Annotated in this window: 15 protein-coding genes; 7 read left to right on the top strand and 8 right to left on the bottom strand. The window is 63.3% G+C overall.

Going from position 1 to position 19,942, the window contains the following annotated elements; genetic code table 11:
• The first annotated feature begins 204 nt into the window (after positions 1-204).
• The 4 genes from FOM02_RS40925 (at position 205) to FOM02_RS40910 (ending at position 5,997) form a co-directional block, all read left to right on the top strand.
• Entirely contained in the window at positions 205-1,116 is a 912-nt protein-coding gene (locus FOM02_RS40925; RefSeq protein WP_245161729.1) for an IclR family transcriptional regulator, read from the top strand.
• A 139-nt stretch (positions 1,117-1,255) separates the two neighbouring features.
• Positions 1,256-2,500 carry an ABC transporter substrate-binding protein gene (locus tag FOM02_RS40920; protein WP_027557098.1) on the top strand — a complete coding sequence of 415 codons (1,245 nt, stop codon included), beginning with the start codon at positions 1,256-1,258 and terminating at the stop codon, positions 2,498-2,500.
• A gap of 84 nt (positions 2,501-2,584) precedes the next feature.
• Positions 2,585-3,460, top strand: a complete 876-nt coding sequence (locus FOM02_RS40915; protein ID WP_027557097.1) for a branched-chain amino acid ABC transporter permease — start codon at positions 2,585-2,587, stop codon at positions 3,458-3,460.
• Positions 3,457-5,997, top strand: a complete 2,541-nt coding sequence (locus FOM02_RS40910; protein WP_027557096.1) for a branched-chain amino acid ABC transporter ATP-binding protein/permease — start codon at positions 3,457-3,459, stop codon at positions 5,995-5,997. Before FOM02_RS40915 ends, FOM02_RS40910 begins: the two co-directional genes overlap by 4 nt.
• An 89-nt stretch (positions 5,998-6,086) precedes the next feature.
• Here FOM02_RS40910 and FOM02_RS40905 read toward each other — a convergent pair whose 3' ends face one another.
• The 8 genes from FOM02_RS40905 to urtA all read right to left on the bottom strand — a co-directional run bounded on the left by FOM02_RS40905 (position 6,087) and on the right by urtA (position 13,810).
• A complete protein-coding gene (locus tag FOM02_RS40905; protein WP_027557095.1) occupies positions 6,087-7,127 on the bottom strand; it encodes an aliphatic amidase in 1,041 nt (346 codons plus the stop codon).
• A 45-nt stretch (positions 7,128-7,172) separates the two neighbouring features.
• A complete protein-coding gene (locus tag FOM02_RS40900) occupies positions 7,173-7,523 on the bottom strand; it encodes an FmdB family zinc ribbon protein (protein WP_027557094.1) in 351 nt (116 codons plus the stop codon).
• A 64-nt stretch (positions 7,524-7,587) separates the two neighbouring features.
• Positions 7,588-8,817, bottom strand: a complete 1,230-nt coding sequence (fmdA, locus tag FOM02_RS40895; protein WP_027557093.1) for a formamidase — start codon at positions 8,815-8,817, stop codon at positions 7,588-7,590.
• Between the two features lie 25 nt (positions 8,818-8,842).
• Complete coding sequence (gene urtE / locus FOM02_RS40890; RefSeq protein ID WP_027557092.1) at positions 8,843-9,532, bottom strand: urea ABC transporter ATP-binding subunit UrtE; 690 nt, start codon at positions 9,530-9,532, stop codon at positions 8,843-8,845.
• 11 nt (positions 9,533-9,543) lie between these two features.
• Positions 9,544-10,299: an urea ABC transporter ATP-binding protein UrtD gene (gene urtD / locus FOM02_RS40885; protein ID WP_027557091.1), complete on the bottom strand. Its 756-nt coding sequence runs from the start codon at positions 10,297-10,299 to the stop codon at positions 9,544-9,546.
• 10 nt (positions 10,300-10,309) lie between these two features.
• Positions 10,310-11,449: an urea ABC transporter permease subunit UrtC gene (gene urtC, locus FOM02_RS40880; protein ID WP_027557090.1), complete on the bottom strand. Its 1,140-nt coding sequence runs from the start codon at positions 11,447-11,449 to the stop codon at positions 10,310-10,312.
• Positions 11,450-11,472: 23 nt separating this feature from the next.
• On the bottom strand, positions 11,473-12,399 hold the full coding sequence (urtB, locus tag FOM02_RS40875; protein ID WP_027557089.1) for an urea ABC transporter permease subunit UrtB: 927 nt from the start codon (positions 12,397-12,399) through the stop codon (positions 11,473-11,475).
• A 151-nt stretch (positions 12,400-12,550) separates the two neighbouring features.
• On the bottom strand, positions 12,551-13,810 hold the full coding sequence (gene urtA / locus FOM02_RS40870) for an urea ABC transporter substrate-binding protein (RefSeq protein ID WP_027557088.1): 1,260 nt from the start codon (positions 13,808-13,810) through the stop codon (positions 12,551-12,553).
• A 171-nt stretch (positions 13,811-13,981) separates the two neighbouring features.
• Here urtA and FOM02_RS40865 point away from each other — a divergent pair, with 171 nt between their 5' ends.
• From FOM02_RS40865 to FOM02_RS40855, 3 genes are all read left to right on the top strand, one after another.
• Positions 13,982-17,350, top strand: coding sequence for an ATP-binding protein (locus FOM02_RS40865; RefSeq protein ID WP_027557087.1), 3,369 nt, complete (start codon positions 13,982-13,984; stop codon positions 17,348-17,350).
• Positions 17,340-18,266, top strand: coding sequence for a DNA-binding response regulator (locus tag FOM02_RS40860; protein WP_027557086.1), 927 nt, complete (start codon positions 17,340-17,342; stop codon positions 18,264-18,266). The genes FOM02_RS40865 and FOM02_RS40860 overlap by 11 nt, the downstream gene beginning before the upstream one ends.
• Before the next feature lie 303 nt (positions 18,267-18,569).
• Positions 18,570-19,820: an ABC transporter substrate-binding protein gene (locus tag FOM02_RS40855; RefSeq protein WP_027557085.1), complete on the top strand. Its 1,251-nt coding sequence runs from the start codon at positions 18,570-18,572 to the stop codon at positions 19,818-19,820.
• Positions 19,821-19,942 lie beyond the last annotated feature (122 nt).

Below are 19,942 nucleotides of genomic sequence, written 5' to 3'. Positions count from 1 at the left end.
ACTTCTTATGGACCGATGCGGGGAACATGGCGGTCGTCGCTGGGCCGCGGCACAGTATTTCTCATAATGCTGTACGTCAATTTATATTGTGATAGGCTACTCACTTGAGGAAACGCGCAGCCTCAACTCCGACGGTTGCGCCGTTGCGTGCTACTGTCGCAGCAATGGAGTCATGACGGACTTAACCTGAAGGGGGCCTTGTCCTTGAGATCGCGTACCAAGCCCAGCACGAGCGAAAAGCCTGCAACCGCACGCAAGTCTGCGATTGCCAAACTGGTCCCTGCCCCCGGGGCCGAAGGCGAGGACGAGGCCGACGACAAGCAGCGCAGCGGCGGCGTTCAGTCGCTCGGCCGCGCCTTCTCGATCCTCGAGCAGGTCGCGCGCCATCGCGAGGGTATCGGGCTTGCCGAGCTGAGCAAGCTGGTCGGCCTGCACAACTCCACCACGTTTCATCTGGCAAAGACCTTGGTCTCGCTAGGCTATCTCCGCCAGGAGAAGGATAACAAGCGCTACCGCATCGGACGGCCGCTGTTCGCGCTCGCCGCATCGGCGCTCGACGAGATCGAGATGGTCAATGTCGCGACCCCGGTGCTTGAGGAGCTGTCGCGCCAGACCAGCGAAAGCAGCCATTTTGCCGTGCGGATGGGCGATGCGGTGATCGTCATCGCGCGCACCAGCGGTCCCGGCGCGTTCCAGCTCACTGACCGTGTCGGCGTGGTTCGGCCTGCGCATTGCACCGCGCTCGGCAAGATCATCCTGGCCTCGCTCCGTCCCGATCAGTTCAAGCGGTTCCTGGGGCGCGCAGAGCTCAAACCGTCGACACCGAAATCCATCACCGATGCCGGCGTGCTCGCGCGCGAGATCGCCGAGGTCCAGCGCACCGGCGTTGCGTTCGACGACGGCGAGTTCAATCCCGAGGTGCGATGCGTGGCCGTGCCCGTGACCGATTTCACCGGGCAGGTGATCGGTGCGCTCGGCATTTCCGGTCCGATCTGGCGGCTCTCCAACCAGGCGCTGCACGCCGGCGCGCAGATCGTGCAGGCCGCCGCCGACCGCCTATCGGCCGAATTCGGCGCCAAGGACCGGGCGCACAAGGCGTTCTCGCAAAAAGCCTGAGCTGCAAGCGAAGCGGCGATTTTGCCGGTTGACACCGGCGATGGCGTTCGGGATTATCCTCCAGCATTAAAAAAATGTCTCTCACAATATCGGATACTCGATTTGGAAGAGAGAACGATGCACCCGGGAGGAGACAGACATGATCCGCTACCCGCGACGGACGTTGTTACGGGCGGGCGCAGCCTTCGTTGGCGCGTCCACACTGGGGTTTCCGGCGATCGTCAGAGCACAGGCCGAGAAGATCCGGATCGGACACCTGACGCCGCTCACCGGCTTTCTCGGCGTGATCGGCAGCTACGCCCAGCTGGGCGTGAAGCTCGCGACTGAGGAGATCAACGCCTCCGGCGGCATCCTGGGCAAGCAGATCGACCTGCTCTCGGAAGACTCGATCAATCCGGCGACCGCCGCCACCAAGGCGCAGCGTATGCTGGAGCAGGATGGCGCGGTGGTGCTGCTCGGCGAGATCTCGTCGGCATCCTCGCTCACCATCATGCAGGTCGCCGAGCGCAACAAGAAGGTGTTCTTCTCCACCGGCGCGCGCTCGGACGCGCTGCGCGGCAAGAACTGCAACAAATACTCGTTCCACTGCGACATCCCGAACACCGTGATGGTCAACGCGGTCGGCACCGCGCTGTCGCAGAAGGGCATGGTGAAGGGCAAGAAGTTCTTCACGCTCACCGCCGACTACATCTTCGGTCATGACCTCTTGAAGGCGGCAAAGTCGTTCTTCGGCGCGCATGAGGCGAACCTGATCGGCGATGAGCTGATTGCGACCGACGTCACCGACTTCAGCCCTTACCTCCTCAAGGTGCGGCAAGCAAAGCCCGACGTGGTCTGCTGCAACCTCGCCGGCAACCAGGTCACCAACCTCGTCAAGCAATATGCCGAGTTCGGCCTGCCCTACCCACTGGTCGGCTTCAATCTCAACACCGGCGACGCCTGGGCGGCGGGCGCGGGCAACCTCAGCGGCACCTGGCCGACGGTCTGGTACCACACGCTGAACAATCCGGCCTCGCAGGCCTTCGTCGCGGCCTTCAGCAAGAAGTACGGCAAGCCGCCGGAGAACCACGCCTGGATCGAGTACATCACGCTCAAGCTGCTGGCGGAGGCGATCAACACGACGAAGTCGACCGACAGTAGCGAGCTGATCGCCTATTTCGAGAAGCAGAGCCAGTTCGACATCATGAAGGCGCGCAAGGCTTATTTCCGCAGCTGGGACCACCAGCTGGTGCAGGAGGCCTATCCCTTCTCGGTCAAGCCAAAGGACCAGATGAAGGACCAGTGGGACATGCTGGTGCTGGGCGATGCGGTGCCGGCGGCGAACGATCCGCTGGAGACGATCTATCCGACCAAAGAGCAGAACCCCTGCGAGATGAAAGCCTGACGCGCATCCGCGCGGCACGGCCGATGGGCGTCGACGGCGCCGGCCCTGCCGGCGCCGTTCTTCATCAAAAGCTAAGGGCGCAACATGCAGTTCGAGTTCTTGCTGGAACAGGTGGTGAATGGCCTCGTGCTCGGAGGCTATTACCTGCTCATCGCGCTCGGGCTGTCGCTGATCTTCTCCGTCGGCGGCATCGTCAATCTCGCCCACGGCGCCTTCTATGCGTTAGGTGCCTATGTGTGCGTCGAGCTGACCAAGCGCCTCGGCTTCGGCGCCTCCGTGGTGATCTCGCCGTTCGCGGTCGCCCTGCTCGGCATCCTGTTCGAGCGCTTCATCCTGCGCCGCTTCTACACGGCTGATCCGATCCTGAGCCTGCTCGTGACCTTCGGCCTCGCGATGGTCGCCGAGCAGGCGATCCGCATGATCTGGGGCGCCGCCCCTGTTACGACCGAGATCCCGCAAAACTTCCGCGGCTCGGTCATCATCGGCGACTTCCTGTTCTCGCGCTATCGCCTGCTGATCCTCGCTGTCGTTGCCGCCGTGCTGCTCGGAATCTGGCTGCTGCTGCAAAAGACCTCGTTCGGCCGCGTGGTGCGCGCCGGCATCCAGCGGCCGGACATGGTTGCAGCCCTCGGCATCCGACTGCAGCCCTACATGACCGCGATCGTGATGCTCGGCGTCGGCATGGCAGCGCTCGGCGGCGCCTTCTTCGCGCCGATCACCACGGTGCACCCGGCGATGGGCGCGGAGATCATGACGATCGCCTTCGTCGTCGTCGTGATCGGCGGCCTCGGCAGCTTCTGGGGCGTCGTCATCTCGGCGCTGCTCGTCGGCGTGGTGCGCGGTATCGCCATTCACTTCGAGCCCGCCGCCGGCGAGGCCTCGATCTACATCCTGATGTTCCTGGTGCTGCTGGTGCGCCCGCGCGGCCTGCTTGGCGAGCGTATCGAGAAATTCGAATGAGAACCGCCTCGCCCATCGACCGGTTGAAGCCGCTGCTGATCGCGATCGTCGCGGTGATCGCCCTGCCCTTTTTTCTGAGAGCCGTCGGCCTGTCCTTGAACACCGGAACCTGGATCGTCGGTCTCGCGATCGCGACCATGGGGCTCAATCTCTGCATCGGCTATACCGGTCTCGTCTCGTTCGGCCACAGCGCCTGGTTCGGCATCGGCGCCTATGCTGCCGGCCTGATCCAGCTCCGATACTTTCCCGGCGAGATCTGGCTGCCGCTGCTGGGATCGATGATCGTGGTCGCGATGGCGTCGACCGTAATCGGCATGCTGATCCTGCGCCGTCGCGGCGTCTATTTCTCGCTGCTGACCCTGGCGCTCGCCGCGCTGGTCTATACCACCGCCTTCCGCTGGACGAGCCTCACCGGCGGCGAGGACGGGCTCGGCGGGTTGAAGCGCGGTGGCATCGGCTCCGTCAGCTTCGACAGCGCGCTCAACTATTACATCGTGGTCGCGGCGATTGGGCTCGCCGCGCTCTATGTGCTGATGCGGCTCGTGCGCTCGCCGTTCGGGCATGTGCTGGTCGCGATCCGCGAGAACCAGCTGCGAGCGAGCTTCCAGGGCTATCCGGTCGAACGCTACAAGCTGGCCGTGTTCGTAATCTCGGCCGTCGTCACCGGCCTTGCCGGCGCGCTGATCGGCTTCCTCAACTATCTCGTCTCGGCCGAAGCCGTCTCGGTCCCGTTTGCCGGCGAGTTGCTGGCGATGGTCGTGATCGGCGGCATGCGCAGCCTGCTCGGGCCTGCGCTCGGCGCGCTGTTCTTCATTCTGTTCCGCGAGCTGTTCTCGATCTGGACGTCGGACTGGCTGTTCTGGTTCGGCCTCACCTTCGTGGCCTTCGTGATGTACTCGCCCGGCGGCCTCGTCGGCATTGGCGCGCTGATCATGCGGCGTCTTCGTCCTCCCGCGGAAGAGACGGCGGCGATGAGCCGGCGCAAGATCTATGACGGTCTGCCACTGCCCGATTTCCTGCGGCCGGAGGCGTTGAAGGGCACCGTGCTCGAGGTCAGCGGCGTCTCGCGAAAGTTCGGCGGCATCCGCGCGGTCGAGAATGCCAGCATCACGGTCGCGGCCGGCGAGATCCACGCGCTGATCGGACCGAACGGCGCCGGCAAGACCACGCTGTTCAACCTGGTCTCCGGCCTCTATGCGCCCGACCAGGGCACGATCCGCCTGCAGGGCCGCGACATCGCCGGTGTGCCGGCCAATCTGATCTGCCATCAGGGGCTGGCGCGCTCGTTTCAGATCACCAATCTATTCCGCGGCCTGACCATCTACGAGAACCTCCGCCTGTCGCTGCAGGCGCGGCGGCCGATGCGCTTCAACATCTGGAACGACATCGACGCTTACAAGGACATTCACGCCGAGACCGCCGCGCTGACGAAATTCCTCGGGCTCGAAGGCATCGAGGAGATCGAGGGCGGCGAGCTCTCCTATGGCGGGCAGCGGCTAGTCGATCTCGGCATCGCGCTCGGCTCCAAGCCGCAGGTGCTGCTGCTCGACGAGCCGCTCGCCGGCCTTGCCGCGGCCGAACGCGAGCGCGTCTCCAACCTGGTCAAGAACATCGCGGCCAACATTCCGGTGCTGATCGTCGAGCACGACATCGACCGCGTGCTCGGCTTCTCGCAGGTCGTGACAGTGATGAACCAGGGCGAAGTCCTGATGTCGGACTGCCCCAAGGCGGTGCGGGCCGACCTGCGGGTACAGGAGATCTATACCGGCAAGGGCATTCCCGCCGTCGAGCACCGCCGCAGCGACGCGGACGCCGGCGACCACGCGACCGTGCTGCGGCTCGACGGCGTCAATACCTTTTACGGCAAGAGCCATATCCTCAACGACGCCGCGCTCGATGTGCGCGAAGGCGAGATCGTCGCCCTGCTCGGCCGCAACGGCGCCGGCAAGTCGACGCTGCTCAAATCCATCGCCGGGCTTGTGCCGGCGGCCTCAGGCAGCATCGACTATCGCGGCACCGACATCGCGCGCCTTCCCGCCCCCGATATCGCGCGGCGCGGCGTCGGCTATGTGCCGCAGGGACGCGGCCTGTTCGCCGGTATGACGGTGCGGGAAAACCTCGCGCTCGGCCGCCTCGCCCGCAAGACCGACGGCAGCGACGGCGTGGTCTGGGACGAGGAGCAGATCCTGCACCACTTCCCACGCCTTAAGGAGCGCATGAACGTCGCGGCCGACTATCTCTCCGGCGGCGAGCAGCAGATGGTTGCGGTCGCGCGCGCGATGTCGGGCAATGTCCGCCTGCTGCTGCTCGACGAGCCCTTCGAAGGTCTCGCCCCGGCCGTGACGCTGGAGCTGTTCAAAGTGTTCGACGCACTCCGCCGACACATGTCGATCGTGATCGTCGAGCATAATCTCGACCTCGTGCTGGCGCTGGCCGACCGCGTCTTTGCGCTGGAACGCGGCGCCGTGTTCCATGAGGGCCCCGCCGCGCCGCTGCTCAACGATCTGACCTACCGCAAGCAAGTCCTGTGGCTGTGACGACCTACTCGAGTTGATGTTGTCACCAATTACCTCGGCGCAAACTTCCTCATTTCCCCGGCGCTCGCCGAAGCCCGCCGCTAGATGATCTAGTAATTCGTCGCGGACTTCTCGTTCGGAATCCCGTCGATCGGGCATTCCTCGGTGCCGACCATCGGGCGGGTCATCGCCTCGACCATGTCGCGTGTCCCTTCGGGGTCGGCGATCCACTTCGCGTAGAAATCGTAGGGACAGGCAGCGAGGCCTTTGGCGCTTTCGCCGGAATTGATCATGCCGGTGTAACCGCGATGCAAGAGCTTGAAGAGATGGTTCTGCGACTGGTTGTTGCGGCGGGCATCGCGGATCAGGCTCTTCGAAAGGCCGGCGTACTGGATGCCGTATTCCTCTTCGCCAGTCTCGCCCAGCGTACGGCCATCAAAGCCGACGATCGCGGAGTGGCCGAAATAAGAGTAGACGCCGTCAAAGCCCGCGGCGTTGGCCACCGCGACATAGACATTGTTCGCCCAGGCCATCGCCTTGGAGATCATCACCTGCTGCTCCTTGGCCGGATACATATAGCCCTGGCAGCGCACGATCAGCTCGGCGCCCTTCATCGCACAGTCGCGCCAGATCTCCGGATAGTTGCCGTCATCGCAGATGATCAGGCTGATCTTCAGGCCCTTGGGGCCTTCGGAGACATAGGTGCAATTGCCGGGATACCAGCCCTCGATCGGCACCCAAGGCATGATCTTGCGATACTTCTGCACGATCTCGCCCTTGTCGTTCATGAGGATCAGCGTGTTGTAGGGAGCCTTGTGCGGATGCTCCTCATGGCGCTCGCCGGTCAGCGAGAATACGCCCCACACCTTGGCCTTGCGGCAGGCTTCAGCAAAGATCGCGGTCTCCTCGCCCGGCACCTGCGAGGCGGTCTCGTACATCTCCTTGGAGTCGTACATGATGCCGTGGGTCGAATATTCCGGGAAGATGACGAGGTCCATGCCCGGCAGGCCGAGCTTCATGCCCACGACCATGTCGGCGATCTTGCGGGCGTTGTCGAGCACCTCGGCCTTGGTGTGCAGCCGCGGCATCTTGTAATTGACGACCGCGACACCGACCACGTCGTTGCTGGAGGAGATGTCACCGTGAAGCATTTGAAACGCCCTTCTGTTCTGGTTTGAGTTCTTCAGCTCGCAGCGTCAGTGGCTGATCATCCATGGCCGCGCGGTCGGGAAGCCGACGGCGCCGCTCTTGCTTTTGGTGACGAGCCGTCCCGGTTTCTTCTTGGTGCCCGTCCCGCAGCAGCCGCAGCCCGGACCGTGCGCGGCCTTGTACTGGTCGAGCGTCTTCGGCGCGTGCTTGCTGCGCTCGTTGGTGGCGTGCGCCTTGCGCTTGTCGGCCGGCATGCAGAAGAACGCCGGCGCGGTGAGGATCACACGCGGCGATTCCATCTCGCAGCGCGGACAGTCCTGCGGGTTGTCGCATTCGGCCATCGGCCGCATGTCGGTGAACGGACCGCAATCATCGCAGAGATAGTCATAGACGGGCATCGTCGCTCCCTTCGCTGTTGACGCCGGACGCGGGGCGCATCGCCCCGCATCCCTCGCGCTGGCATCACTTGTCCGGCGAGATCGGCATCTGGATGTCGCCCGTGATATGCTTCACAGGCCCTGCCGCCGACGGCATCACGTCGAAGTCAAAAATCTCGGTCGGCAGCCACAATGTGGCGCAGGCGTTGGGCACGTCGACCACGCCGGAGATGTGGCCCTGACATGGCGCGGTGCCGAGGATCGAATAGGCCTGGGCCCCGGAGTAGCCGAACTTCTTCAGGTACTCGATGGCGTTCAGGCATGCCTGGCGGTAGGCGATGTGAACGTCGAGGTAATGCTGCTTGCCGGCCTCATCGACCGAGATACCCTCGAAGATCAGATAGTCCTTGTAGTTCGGCGTGATCGGCGACGGCTTGAACACGGGGTTCTTGATGCCGTATTTCGCCACGCCGTCCTTGATGACGTCGACCTTGATGTGCAGCCAGCCGGCCATTTCGATCGCGCCGCAGAAGGTGATCTCGCCGTCGCCCTGGCTGAAATGCAGATCGCCCATCGAGAGGCCGCCGCCCGGTACATAGACCGGGAAGTAGATCTTCGAGCCACGCGACAGGTCCTTGATATCGCAATTGCCGCCATGCTCGCGCGGCGGCACGGTGCGGGCCCCCTCGAGACCGATCTTGGCCTTGACGTCACCCTTGGCCTGTCCGGCATGCGCGGTCGGTGCGAACGGCGGATTGGCAAGGCCGGGTACACGGGTCGGATTGGTCGCAATCAGCTCGGCTTCGCGCGCGTTCCAGGCCGCGAGCATCTTGGCATCGGGCAGACAGCCGATCAGACCGGGATGGATCAGGCCGGCGAAATTGACACCGGGTACGTGGCGCGACGATGTATAAAGGCCCTTGATGTCCCAGATCGACTTCTGCGCCAGCGGGAAGTGATCGGTCAGGAAGCCGCCGCCATTCTGCTTGGAAAAGAAGCCGTTGAAGCCCCACAGGCTCTCCTTGAGAGGACCGACGTCGAGCAGGTCGACCACGAGCAGATCGCCGGGCTCGGCACCCTTGACGCCGATCGGACCGGACAGGAAGTGCACGATCGACAGGTCGATATCGCGCACGTCGTCCGCCGAGTCGTTGTTCTTGATGAAGCCGCCGGTCCAGTCGACGGTCTCGATGATGAAGTCGTCGCCGGGGCTGACCCATTCGACGATCGGAACCTCCGGATGCCAGCGGTTGTGGATCTTGTCGTTTTCATAGGCCGACTTGGTGAGATCGACCTTGATCAGCGTATCTGGCATCGAGATGCTCCCCTTGGTTTACTGATTAGACGGACAGGAATTTCGAGATCTGCGCGGCATCGACGCTGTCGCGCGGATCGTCACGCACGATCTCGCCGTTCTCGATCACGAGCACGCGGTCAGCGATGTCGAGCGCGAAGCTCAGAACCTGCTCGGAGACGACGATCGACAGGCCGCGCTCGTCGCGGATGCGCTTCAAGGTGCGCGCCATCTCCTTGATGATCGACGGCTGGATGCCTTCGGTCGGCTCATCCAGCAGCAACACTTTCGGTTTGGTCGCGAGCGCCCGCGCGATCGCCAGCTGCTGCTGCTGCCCACCGGAGAGATTGCCGCCGCGACGTCCCTTCATCTCCAGCAGTACCGGAAACAGCTCGTAGATATCCTCCGGTACCTCGGAGCCGCCGGAGACGACGAGGCCGGTCTCGATGTTCTCCTTCACCGTCATGGTCGAGAAGATCATCCGCCCCTGCGGTACATAAGCGAGCCCCTTGGCGACGCGATCGTAGCTCGGCAGCGATCCGAGCTCGGTGCCGTCCATGGTCACCGAACCGCTCTTGGTCGGCACGATCCCCATCAGGGACTTCATCAGCGTGGTCTTGCCCATGCCGTTGCGGCCCATGATCGCGACGATCTCGTTTGGCGCGACCGACACGTTGAGGCCATGCAGCACCTCGCTCTGGCCGTAGGCGACGTGAAGATCATTGATTGCCAGCATCGACGCGCTCCTTAGTGTCCGAGGTAAACTTCGATCACTTTCGGATCGTTCTTCACCTTCGCCATGGTGCCCTCGGAGAGGATCTGGCCCTGGTGCAGCACCGTGACCTTGTGGGCGATGTCCTCGACGAATTTCATGTCGTGCTCGATCACCAGCACCGAGCGGTCCTTGATGATGCGGTTGAGCAGCTCGGCGGTTTTGGCGCGTTCCGACACGCTCATGCCGGCGACAGGCTCGTCGAGCATCAGCAGGTCCGGGTCCTGGATCAGCAGCATGCCGATCTCGAGCCACTGCTTCTGGCCGTGGCTCAGCAGCGCCGCGCTCATGTTGAGGCGATCCCTGAGGAAGATCATTTCAGCGACCTCATGGACCCGATCGCGCACGGCGGCGTCGCGGGTAAAGGTCAGCGCGCCGAACACGGTGCGGCCGCGCGGATAGGAGATCTCCAAATTCTCGAACACCGTGAGATCGTCGTAGATCGACGGGGTCTGGAATTTGCGGCCGACGCCGGCCTTGACGATCTGGTTCTCCTTCAGCTTGGTCAGGTCCTTGCCGCGGAATTCGATCGAGCCTGAGGTGGCCTTGGTCTTTCCGCAGATCAGGTCGAGCACGGTGGTCTTGCCGGCGCCATTGGGACCGATGATGACGCGGATCTCGTTCTCCTCGACATAGAACGAGAGATCGTTGACCGCCTTGAAGCCGTCGAAGGACACGGTGAGCCCTTCGACCGAGAGCAGAAAGGGTTTGGGCTGGTGACCTACGAGCATAAGATCCTCCTCACTCTGCCGGTGCGCCGTCGGCGACCGAGCTGTCGGTCCAGCCGGCCTTCGGCTTGCGCGTGCCGATCAGCTTGCTGATCCGCGGCTGGACGTGGTCTCCCCAGATGCCGGCGAGGCCGTTCGGGAATGCGAGCACCACGGCAATGAACAGGCCGCCGAGGCCGAACAGCCAGAGCTCGGGGAACGACTCGGAGAGGCTGGTCTTGGCGAAGTTGACGAGGATGGTGCCGTAGACTGCGCCGAGGATCGACAGCCGGCCGCCGACCGCGGTGTAGATCACCATCTCGATCGAGGGCACGATGCCGACAAAGGACGGGGACATGAAGCCGACGTTGAGCGCGAACATCGCGCCGCCGATCGCGGCGAAGATCGCGGCGATGCAGAAGGCGAAGATCTTGAAATTGGCGACGCTGTAGCCAGAGAAGCGGACCCGGTCCTCCTGGTCGCGCATCGCCACCAGGATGCGGCCGAGCTTCGAGTGGCGGACGAACTGTGCGATGAAGATGCAAGCGAACAGCAGGCCGACCTCGAAAAAGTAGAGCACGATCTTGGCGTGGTCGGGACGGATGTCCCAGCCCTTCAGCGTGCGGAGATCCGTCATACCGTTGATGCCGCCGGTATAGCCCTGCTGTCCCACGATCAGGATGGTGAGGATCGCAGCGACCGCTTGCGTGATGATCGCGAAGTAGGTGCCGCCGACGCGGCGCTTGAACATCGCAGCACCGATGATCAGGGCGAAGATGCCCGGTACCAGGATGACGGCGGCGATGGTGAAGGTCAGGCTGTGGAACGGCTTCCAGAAGAACGGCAGCGCGGTGATCTGATTCCAGTCCATGAAGTCGGGGATTCCCGGCGTCGACTGGATCTTGGTGTTCTCGACGCTCGACGCCTCGAGCTTGAGGAACATCGCCATGCAGTAGCCGCCGAGACCGAAGAATACGCCCTGCCCCAAGCTCAGGATGCCGCCATAGCCCCAGCAGATCACCAGTCCCAGCGCGACGAAGGCGTAGGTAAGATATTTGGCGACCAGGTTGAGGCGGAAGACGTCGAGGCAGAGCGGCAGGATCACGACCAGAAAGACCGCGAGCACCAGGATGCCGATCAACTCCGAACGCGTGGCAAAACGACTGTCGTTCATGGGTTCAGCCCCCTGCGCTTTCGTTATTTGCGGACCTTGAGGGCGAACAGTCCCTGCGGCCGCAGCATCAGAATTCCGACCACCGCAAGCAGCGTCAGCACCTTCGCCATCGAGCCCGACATGAAGAATTCGAGCGTCGACTGGGTCTGCGAGATCGAGAAGGCCGATGCGATGGTGCCGAGCAGGCTGGCGGCGCCGCCGAACACGACGACCAGGAAGGTGTCGACGATGTAGAGCTGGCCCGACGTCGGCCCGGTCGAGCCGATCATGGTGAAGGCGGAGCCGGCGACGCCGGCGATGCCGCAGCCGAGCGCGAAGGTGTAGCGGTCGACCTTCGCAGTATTGATACCGACGGCGCCCGCCATGATACGGTTCTGCACCACGGCGCGAACCTGGCGGCCCCAGCGCGAGCGGAACATGATGTAGGCGACGCCGATCGTGATCAGCACCGTCAGGCCCATCACGAAGACGCCGTTGATCGGAACTTCGATGGAGTCCGTGACATGGAGCGAGCCGAGCATCCACTGCGGCAGCTCGACGCCGACCTCGCGCGCGCCGAAGATCGAGCGATAGGCCTGCTGCAACATGAGGCTGAGCCCCCAGGTCGCAAGCAGCGTGTCGAGCGGCCGCTTGTAGAGGTGCCGGATCAGCACCCATTCGACCAGCATCCCGAGTGCGCCGGAAGCCAGGAAGGCCAATATCATCGCGAGGAAGAAGTAGCCGCTGAACAGGCTTGGAAGGTAGGACTGGAAGAAATTCGACGTCATCCAGGTGACGTAGGCGCCCAGGATCATGAACTCGCCATGGGCCATGTTGATGACGCCCATCTGGCCGAAGATGATCGCGAGCCCCAGCGCCATCAGCACGTAGACGGAAAACAGGATCAGGCCGGCAAAGCCCTGCATGACGAAGATCGAGCCGAGGTCGCCAATCGAATAGTCGCCGAACATCTGGTTTCTCCGTCGAGAACAGCGTCTCGCGTCCGAGGGCACAGGGTCCCGCGTCGCGATTGAAAATCGCGACGCGGGGTCGTGAGACGCGGATTGACGGCCCGCGTCAGGGAGCTCTTGCTTGGGGAACGTTCGCGGAAGGCTTGCGCGCTTACTGGTAGCCCTTCGGGAACGGATCCGGCTCGACCAGATCGGCGGTCTCGTAGATCAGCTCGAACTGACCATCGAGCTTGGCGCGACCGACGCGGGTTTTCGACCAGAGATGATGGTTCTCGTGGATGCGCACATAGCCCTCGGGTGCGCCCTTGAATTCCACGCCCGGCGAGGCGGCCGCGATCTTGTCGACGTCGAAGCTGCCGGCCTTTTCGACCGTCAATTTCCAGAGCCATGGGCCGAGATAGGCCGCCTGCGTCACGTCACCAATCACGGTCTTCTCGCCCCAGATCTTCTTGAAGGCGGCGACGAACGCCTTGTTGTTGGCATTGTCGAGCGACTGGAAGTACTTCATGCAGGCGTAGGCACCCGCGATGTTCTCGCCGCCGATGCCGTCAATCTCGTCCTCGGTCACCGAGATCGTCAGCAGCGCCTGCTTGGAGAGATCGATGCCGGCTGCCTTGAGCTGCTTGTAGAAGGCGACGTTCGAGCCGCCGACCACGTCGGTGAAGATCACGTCCGGCTTGGTCAGCTTGATCTTGTTGATGACCGAATTGAACTGGGTGTTGCCGAGCGGGTAATATTCCTCGCCGACCACCTTGCCCTTCAGCACGTTCTCGACGTGCTTGCGCGCGATCTTGTTCGAGGTACGGGGCCAGATGTAGTCGGAGCCGACGAAGAAGAACGATTTGGCGCCCTTCTCCTTGGCGATCCAGTTCAGGCCAGCGAGGATCTGCTGGGTGGCTTCCTGGCCGGTGTAGATCACGTTCTTGGACTGCTCGAGGCCTTCGTAGAAGGTCGGGTAGTAGAGCATGCCGTTGTACTGCTCGACGACCGGCAGCACCGCCTTGCGTGAGGCCGAGGTCCAGCAGCCCATGATGGCCGCGACCTTGTCGTTGACGAGGAGCTTCTTGGCCTTCTCCGCGAAGGTCGGCCAGTCGCTGGCGCCGTCTTCCTGGATGACCTTGATCTTGCGGCCGAGCACACCGCCGGCAGCGTTGATCTGCTCGATCGCGAGCTTCTCGGCTTCGATCGAGCCGGTCTCCGAGATCGCCATCGTGCCGGTGGCCGAGTGCAGGATGCCGACGGTGACTTCGGTATCGGTGACCGCGAGACCCGTAGTGTTGACTGCCGAGGTCGCCGGAGCCTGCGCGAAGGACGCCTTCGGCAGCATCGTAATGGCCGGCACAGCGGCCATTCCCATCAATAGTTTGCGCCGAAGCGGCGACAACAAGCCTTTATTTGCGTCTTCTGACATGAGCACCCCACTGTTTGTTTTCGAGGACACGCGATTGGTGCCGTGAGGATGGCTCGAATTTGTGCAGCGCAAGCATACGCAAGATCGCGTATACTGCACCGCAAAATGCCGACGTAGGCTTTTGGTACGGGATTTGCGTGGCTTGCGGGTCCGTATCGGGAGTGGGGTTAAGTGGCAGGGCGGCAGCGAATAGACCGCGTCAGGCGCCAATACAACCAGTGGGTTGCCAACCAGACGCTGGAAGACTACGCGCTGCGCTTCACCGCCAAGAGCGCGCGGCGCTGGTCCGCCGCCCGCGTCGCCAACACCGCGCTGGGCGCAATCTCCTTCCTTGCGCTTGAAGCGATCGGCGGCACCATCACGCTGAATTACGGCGCCAGCAACGCAACCGCAGCGATCCTGGTCGTCAGCGTCATCATCTTCCTGTGCGGACTGCCGATTGCCTATTATGCCGCCAAATGCGGCATCGATATCGACCTGCTGACCCGCGGCGCCGGTTTTGGCTATATCGGCTCGACGATCACTTCGCTGATCTACGCCTCCTTCACTTTTATCTTCTTCGCCTTCGAGGCGGTCATTCTGGCAGCGGCGCTGGAGATGTGCTTCGGCATTCCCCGTCCGCTCGGCTATCTCATCAGCGCCATCGTCATCATCCCGCTGGTGACCTACGGCATCACCCTGATCAGCCGCTTCCAGCTTTGGACGCAGCCACTATGGGTCGTCCTTCATCTCCTTCCGTTCCTGGCGATCGCCTGGGCCAATCCGCATTCGTTCACGGAGTGGCGACACTTCGCCGGCGAGCATGGCGATCCGAACGGGCATCTCGATCTCCTGCTGTTCGGCACCGCGGCGTCGGTGGTGTTTTCGCTGGTGGCGCAGATCGGTGAGCAGGTCGACTTCCTGCGCTTTCTGCCGCGCGACCGCCGCACCTCCAAGACCTCGTGGTGGATCGCCCTGCTCAGCGCCGGCCCGGGCTGGATCATCTTCGGCGCGCTCAAACTGCTGGTCGGCTCCTTCCTGGCCTATTTCGCACTGAGCCACGGCGTCGCGCTCGAACAAGCTGCCGAGCCCGCCAACATGTATCTGGAAGCGTTTCGCTACGTGCTGTCGCAGCCGGACCTGGCGCTGGCGCTGACCGGCACCTTCGTCGTCCTCTCGCAGGTCAAGATCAACGTCACCAACGCCTATGCCGGCTCGATCGCGTGGTCGAACTTCTTCTCGCGGTTGACGCACAGCCATCCCGGCCGCGTGGTCTGGCTGGTGTTCAACGTGATGGTGGCGCTGCTGCTGATGGAGATCGGCGTCTACAAGGCGCTGGAGCAGACGCTCGCGCTCTACTCCAACGTCGCGATCGCCTGGGTCGGCGCGCTGGTCGCCGATCTCGTGATCAACAAGCCACTCGGCCTCCGCCCGCCGCAGATCGAGTTCAAGCGCGCACATCTCTACGACATCAACCCGGTCGGCGTAGGCGCCATGACCATCGCGACCATTGTTTCGATCAGCGCGTTCTATGGCCTGTTCGGCCCGACCGCGAAGGCGCTGTCGGCTTTCGTCGCGCTCGCTGCGGCCTTCATCGCGGCGCCGCTGATCGCGTGGGCCACCGAAGGCAGGTACTACATCGCCCGCAAGCCGAAGCGGAGCTGGCAGAGCGTCGAGGCGATCCAGTGCTGCATCTGCGAGCATTCGTTCGAGCCGGAGGACATGGCCTCATGCCCCGCCTATGCCGGGCCAATCTGCTCGCTGTGCTGCTCGCTCGACGCCCGGTGCCATGATCTCTGCAAGCCGCACGCACGGGCCGGCGCGCAGGTGTCAGAAGCGCTCGGCAGGATGTTGCCCGAGGCGATCCATACCCGGATCAATTCGCAGTTCGGCCAGTATATCGGCGTGTTCGCGGTATCGGCCGGTCTCGTCGGGCTCGTGCTCGGACTGATCTACCTGCAAACCTCGGCGACCGTGCACGCCGATGCGCTGCTGGCTGACGTGTTATGGAAGGTGTTCTTCGCGCTGATCATCATCATCGGCGTTGTCGCCTGGCTGTTCGTGCTGGCGCAGCAGAGCCGTCGCGCGGCGGAGGAAGAGACGCGGCGGCAGACGGCGCTCTTGATCCAGGAAATCGACGCGCACAAGCGCACCGACGCCGAATTGCAGCGCGCCAAGGAGGTCGCGGAGTCCGCCAACCTCGCCAAGAGCCGCTATGTCGTTGGACTAAGCCACGAGCTCCGCTCGCCGCTGAACGCGATCTCCGGCTATGCGCAGCTGCTCGAGCAGGACAACAGTTTGCAGGCGCGACCGCGCGATCAGGTGCGCGTGGTCCGCCGCAGCGCGGATCATCTGTCGGGATTGATCGACGGCATCCTCGACATCTCCAAGATCGAGGCCGGACGGCTCTATCTGTCCCGCGACGAGGTTCGCCTCAACGATTTCCTCGATCAGCTCGTCGGCATGTTCCGCCTGCAGGCTGCCGCCAAAGGCATCGACTTCGTGTTCAAGCGGCCGGCGGTGCTGCCGGTCGTGGTCTATGCGGACGAAAAGCGGCTGCGGCAGATCCTGATCAACCTGCTCTCAAACGCGATCAAGTTCACGCAAACCGGCAGCGTCAAGTTCGTGGTGCATTATCGCAGCCCCGTGGCCGAGTTCGAGGTCGTCGATACCGGCCCCGGCATCCAGCCGGACGATCTCGAACGCATCTTCGCCCCCTTCGAGCGCGGCGCGCTCGGCGTGGCGCAGCCCCAGACCGGTACAGGTCTCGGCCTCACCATCAGCCGCCTCCTCGCGGGCGTGATGGGCGGCGACATCAAGGTGACGAGCACGGTCGGCGCCGGTGCGACCTTCCGCGTGAAACTCCTGCTCTCCGAGGTCACCAATCCCCGGCGTGATGCCCCGGTGGAGGCGCCGATCTACGGCTATCTCGGACCGCGCAAGACGATCCTGATCACCGATGACGATCCGACTCATCGCGATCTGCTGCGCGAGGTGCTGGCGCCGCTCGGCTTCATCCTGCTCAGCGCTCCCGACGGCCCCGGCTGCCTCGCGTTGGCGCAGCACTGCCGGCCCGATCTGTTCCTGCTCGACATCTCCATGGCAGGCATGGACGGCTGGGCGGTGGCGGAGACCTTGCGTGCCAACGGCCATCACACAGCGCGCATCCTGATGGTGTCGGCCAGCGCGCTGGAGGCGCATGGCGCGCCGCTGGCGCAGCCGTTCCATGACGGCTATCTGATGAAGCCGATCGACATCCCGCGGCTGCTGGAAACCATCCGCCAGTTGCTCAAGCTCGAATGGCAGTACGAGGCCGACCAGGTGCCGGTGCCGCTGTGGAAGCCGGAGAGCGGCTCGCGCCCTCCGGTGAAATATGTCGAGGAGCTGATCGACCTTGGCCGGCTCGGCTATGTCCGGGCGATCCAGCTCAAGCTCGACGAAATCGGCACCGAGCTGCCGGAGCACGCCGACTTTGTCACCCACATGCGCGCCCTGCTCGACCGCTTCGATCTCGACCAATACATGGCGACGCTGAAAACCTTGCACAGCTATGATCACTGATCCCAGAAAACGCGACGTCGCCCTCGTCGTCGACGACTCTCCCGAGACGCTGCGGCTCCTGACCGACGCGCTGGACGGCGCAGGCATGACCGTCATGGTCGCGCTCGATGGCGTATCCGCAATGCGGATCGTCGACCAGATCACGCCCGACATCGTGCTGCTCGATGCGGTGATGCCCGGCATGGACGGGTTTGAGACCTGCAAGCGGCTGAAGCGCGATGCCGGGCTCGACGGCGTGCCGATTATCTTCATGACGGGCCTTGCCGAGACCGAGCACATCGTGCGCGGGCTCGAAGCCGGCGGGGTCGACTATGTGACGAAGCCGATCGTGGTCGAGGAGATGCTGGCGCGGATCCGCGTCCACCTCGCCAATGCCCGGATGACCCAGAGCGCGCGCGCTGCCCTCGATGTCTCCGGCCGCTATCTGCTCGCGGTCAACAGCAAGGGCAAGTTGTTATGGGCGACGCCGCAGGCCCAAAGGCTTCTCGCGGATACGCTGGCCGACGACACCATCGACGAGTTCGTGCTGCCCGACCCTATGCCGCAATGGCTCGACCAGGTCCAGAAGGGCAAATCCGCCCCGAAGACCACGACCATGCCCGCTCTCCCCGGCAACGAGCAATTGCGGCTGCAATATATGGGCAAGCTCGGTCCGAACGAATTCCTGCTTCGTCTTGCCAAGGATTCCGGCGCCGATACGCCGGTGGAGTTTTCAAGAGAGCTAGGCCTTACCGCACGTGAAGCGGAAGTGCTGTCCTGGCTGTCCAAAGGAAAGACCAACCGGGATATCGCGCAAATCCTGGGTTTGAGCCCGCGGACCGTCGACAAGCATCTCGAGCAAATCTATTCCAAGCTGGGCGTCGAGAATCGCACCGCGGCGGCCGCGATCGCGGTCAAGGCCAAAGATTTGAAGTAAGAGAGGCGCGTCGCGCGAGCGTTCCGACGAGACTGAGCCGTGCGCAGCAGTCGTCTCCCAGATAATCGTGCAGGTGGCAGCCAGCCGCGACAGGCCCTTTTCCGGCGCGAGCTTCTGCTGCAGCGCGAAACCATCTGGGCCGCAACATTCAAAAATGAGACTGCCCGTCAAGCCGGACGAGGCCTCCGCGCAGGCACCGCATTCGACTTCGGATAGCTTCCCTCGAAAGCCGCGGGCCGCTGAGAGCCACGGGCGTCGCGCTGGTTTGGCGCGGCACAAATCGACGACACAGGGAGGAGCACAATGTCGAAATGCAGTATCGGACTGCTCGCGCTGAGCAGCCTGTTTCTTTCAGGCGCGGCGATCGCCCAGGAAAAAATCAAGGTGGGCGTGACCGCGACCCTCGAAGGCACCTATACGGTGCTCGGCGAGGACGGCATGCGCGGCCATCAGACGGCGCTCAACGTGCTGGGCAAGAAGATCGGCGACAAGGAGCTCGAATTCATCGTCGCCTCGACCGATGCGACGCCGGACTCCGCAGTGCGCGCAGTCCGCAAGCTGATCGAACAGGACAAGGTGCAGATCCTGCTGTCGCCGCTCTCCGGCGACGAAGGCATCGCGGTGAAGAACTTTGCCAAGACCCACCCCGAGCTGACCTTCATCAACGCCGCATCGGGCGCGCAGGAAACGACCTATGTCGATCCTGCCCCGAACTTCTTCCGCTACAACATGGACGGCGCCCAGTGGCAGGTCGGCCTCGGCAAATACGCCTATGAGGACAAGAAGTATCGCAAGATCGCGACCGTCGGCGAGGACTATTCCTTCATCTATACCCAGGTGTTCGGGCTGGTGCTCGAATTCTGCGGCATGGGCGGACAGGTGACCAACCGGCAATGGGTGCCGCTCGGAACCAAGGACTTCGCCTCGGTGATCGCCGCCCTGCCCGACGATGTCGATGCCATCTATCTCGGCCTCGGCGGCGCGGATGCCGTCAACTTCCTCAACCAGTATCAGCAGGCCGGCGGCAAGGCGCATCTGATGGGCGGTTCCATCATGATCGACCAGACCATCCTGTCGTCAAAGGGCAATGCCAAGAACGCCCTGATCGGCACCATCGCGGCGAGCGGCCAAGCCGACACCTGGGAGGATCCGGGCTGGCAGAAATTCGTGAAGGCCTATCAGGACGCGTTCCCGCCGAACAAGCGCTTCCCGAGCCCCTCGCTGCTGGCCACCAACTACTACGGCTCGACGATGGCCTTGATCCTCGCACTGCGCGAGGTCAACGGCGATCTCAGCGACAATCAGTCGAAATTCAAGGCTGCGCTGGCGAAGATCGAGCTCGACGCGCCGAACGGCAAGATCAAGCTCGACTCCAACCGCCAGGCGATCGGCACCAATTTCGTCACCGAGGTCGTCGATGACGGCAAGGGCGCGCTGTTCAGCAAGGTCGTGAAGGTGATCCCGAACGTGAACCAGACGCTCGGTTATGATCCTGCGGTGTTCTCGAAGATCGGCCTGCCGAGCCGCACCGTACCGGAATGTAAGAAGTACTGACGCATCACCATCGGCAAGAAGCAACCGGGGAGCGACTCGCTGACGCGGTCGCTCTCCGCTCTTGCAATCTCGGCGGCGTTGTTGAACGCTGGCTGAAAAGAAGAAACATTCGGGAGGGGAAG

This window comes from Bradyrhizobium sp. SEMIA, assembly GCF_014844175.1.
Taxonomy (GTDB): Bacteria; Pseudomonadota; Alphaproteobacteria; order Rhizobiales; family Xanthobacteraceae; genus Bradyrhizobium; species Bradyrhizobium arachidis.
The sequence above is the reverse complement of the archived record's forward strand: the minus strand, read 5'-3'. Positions and strand labels throughout refer to the sequence as shown.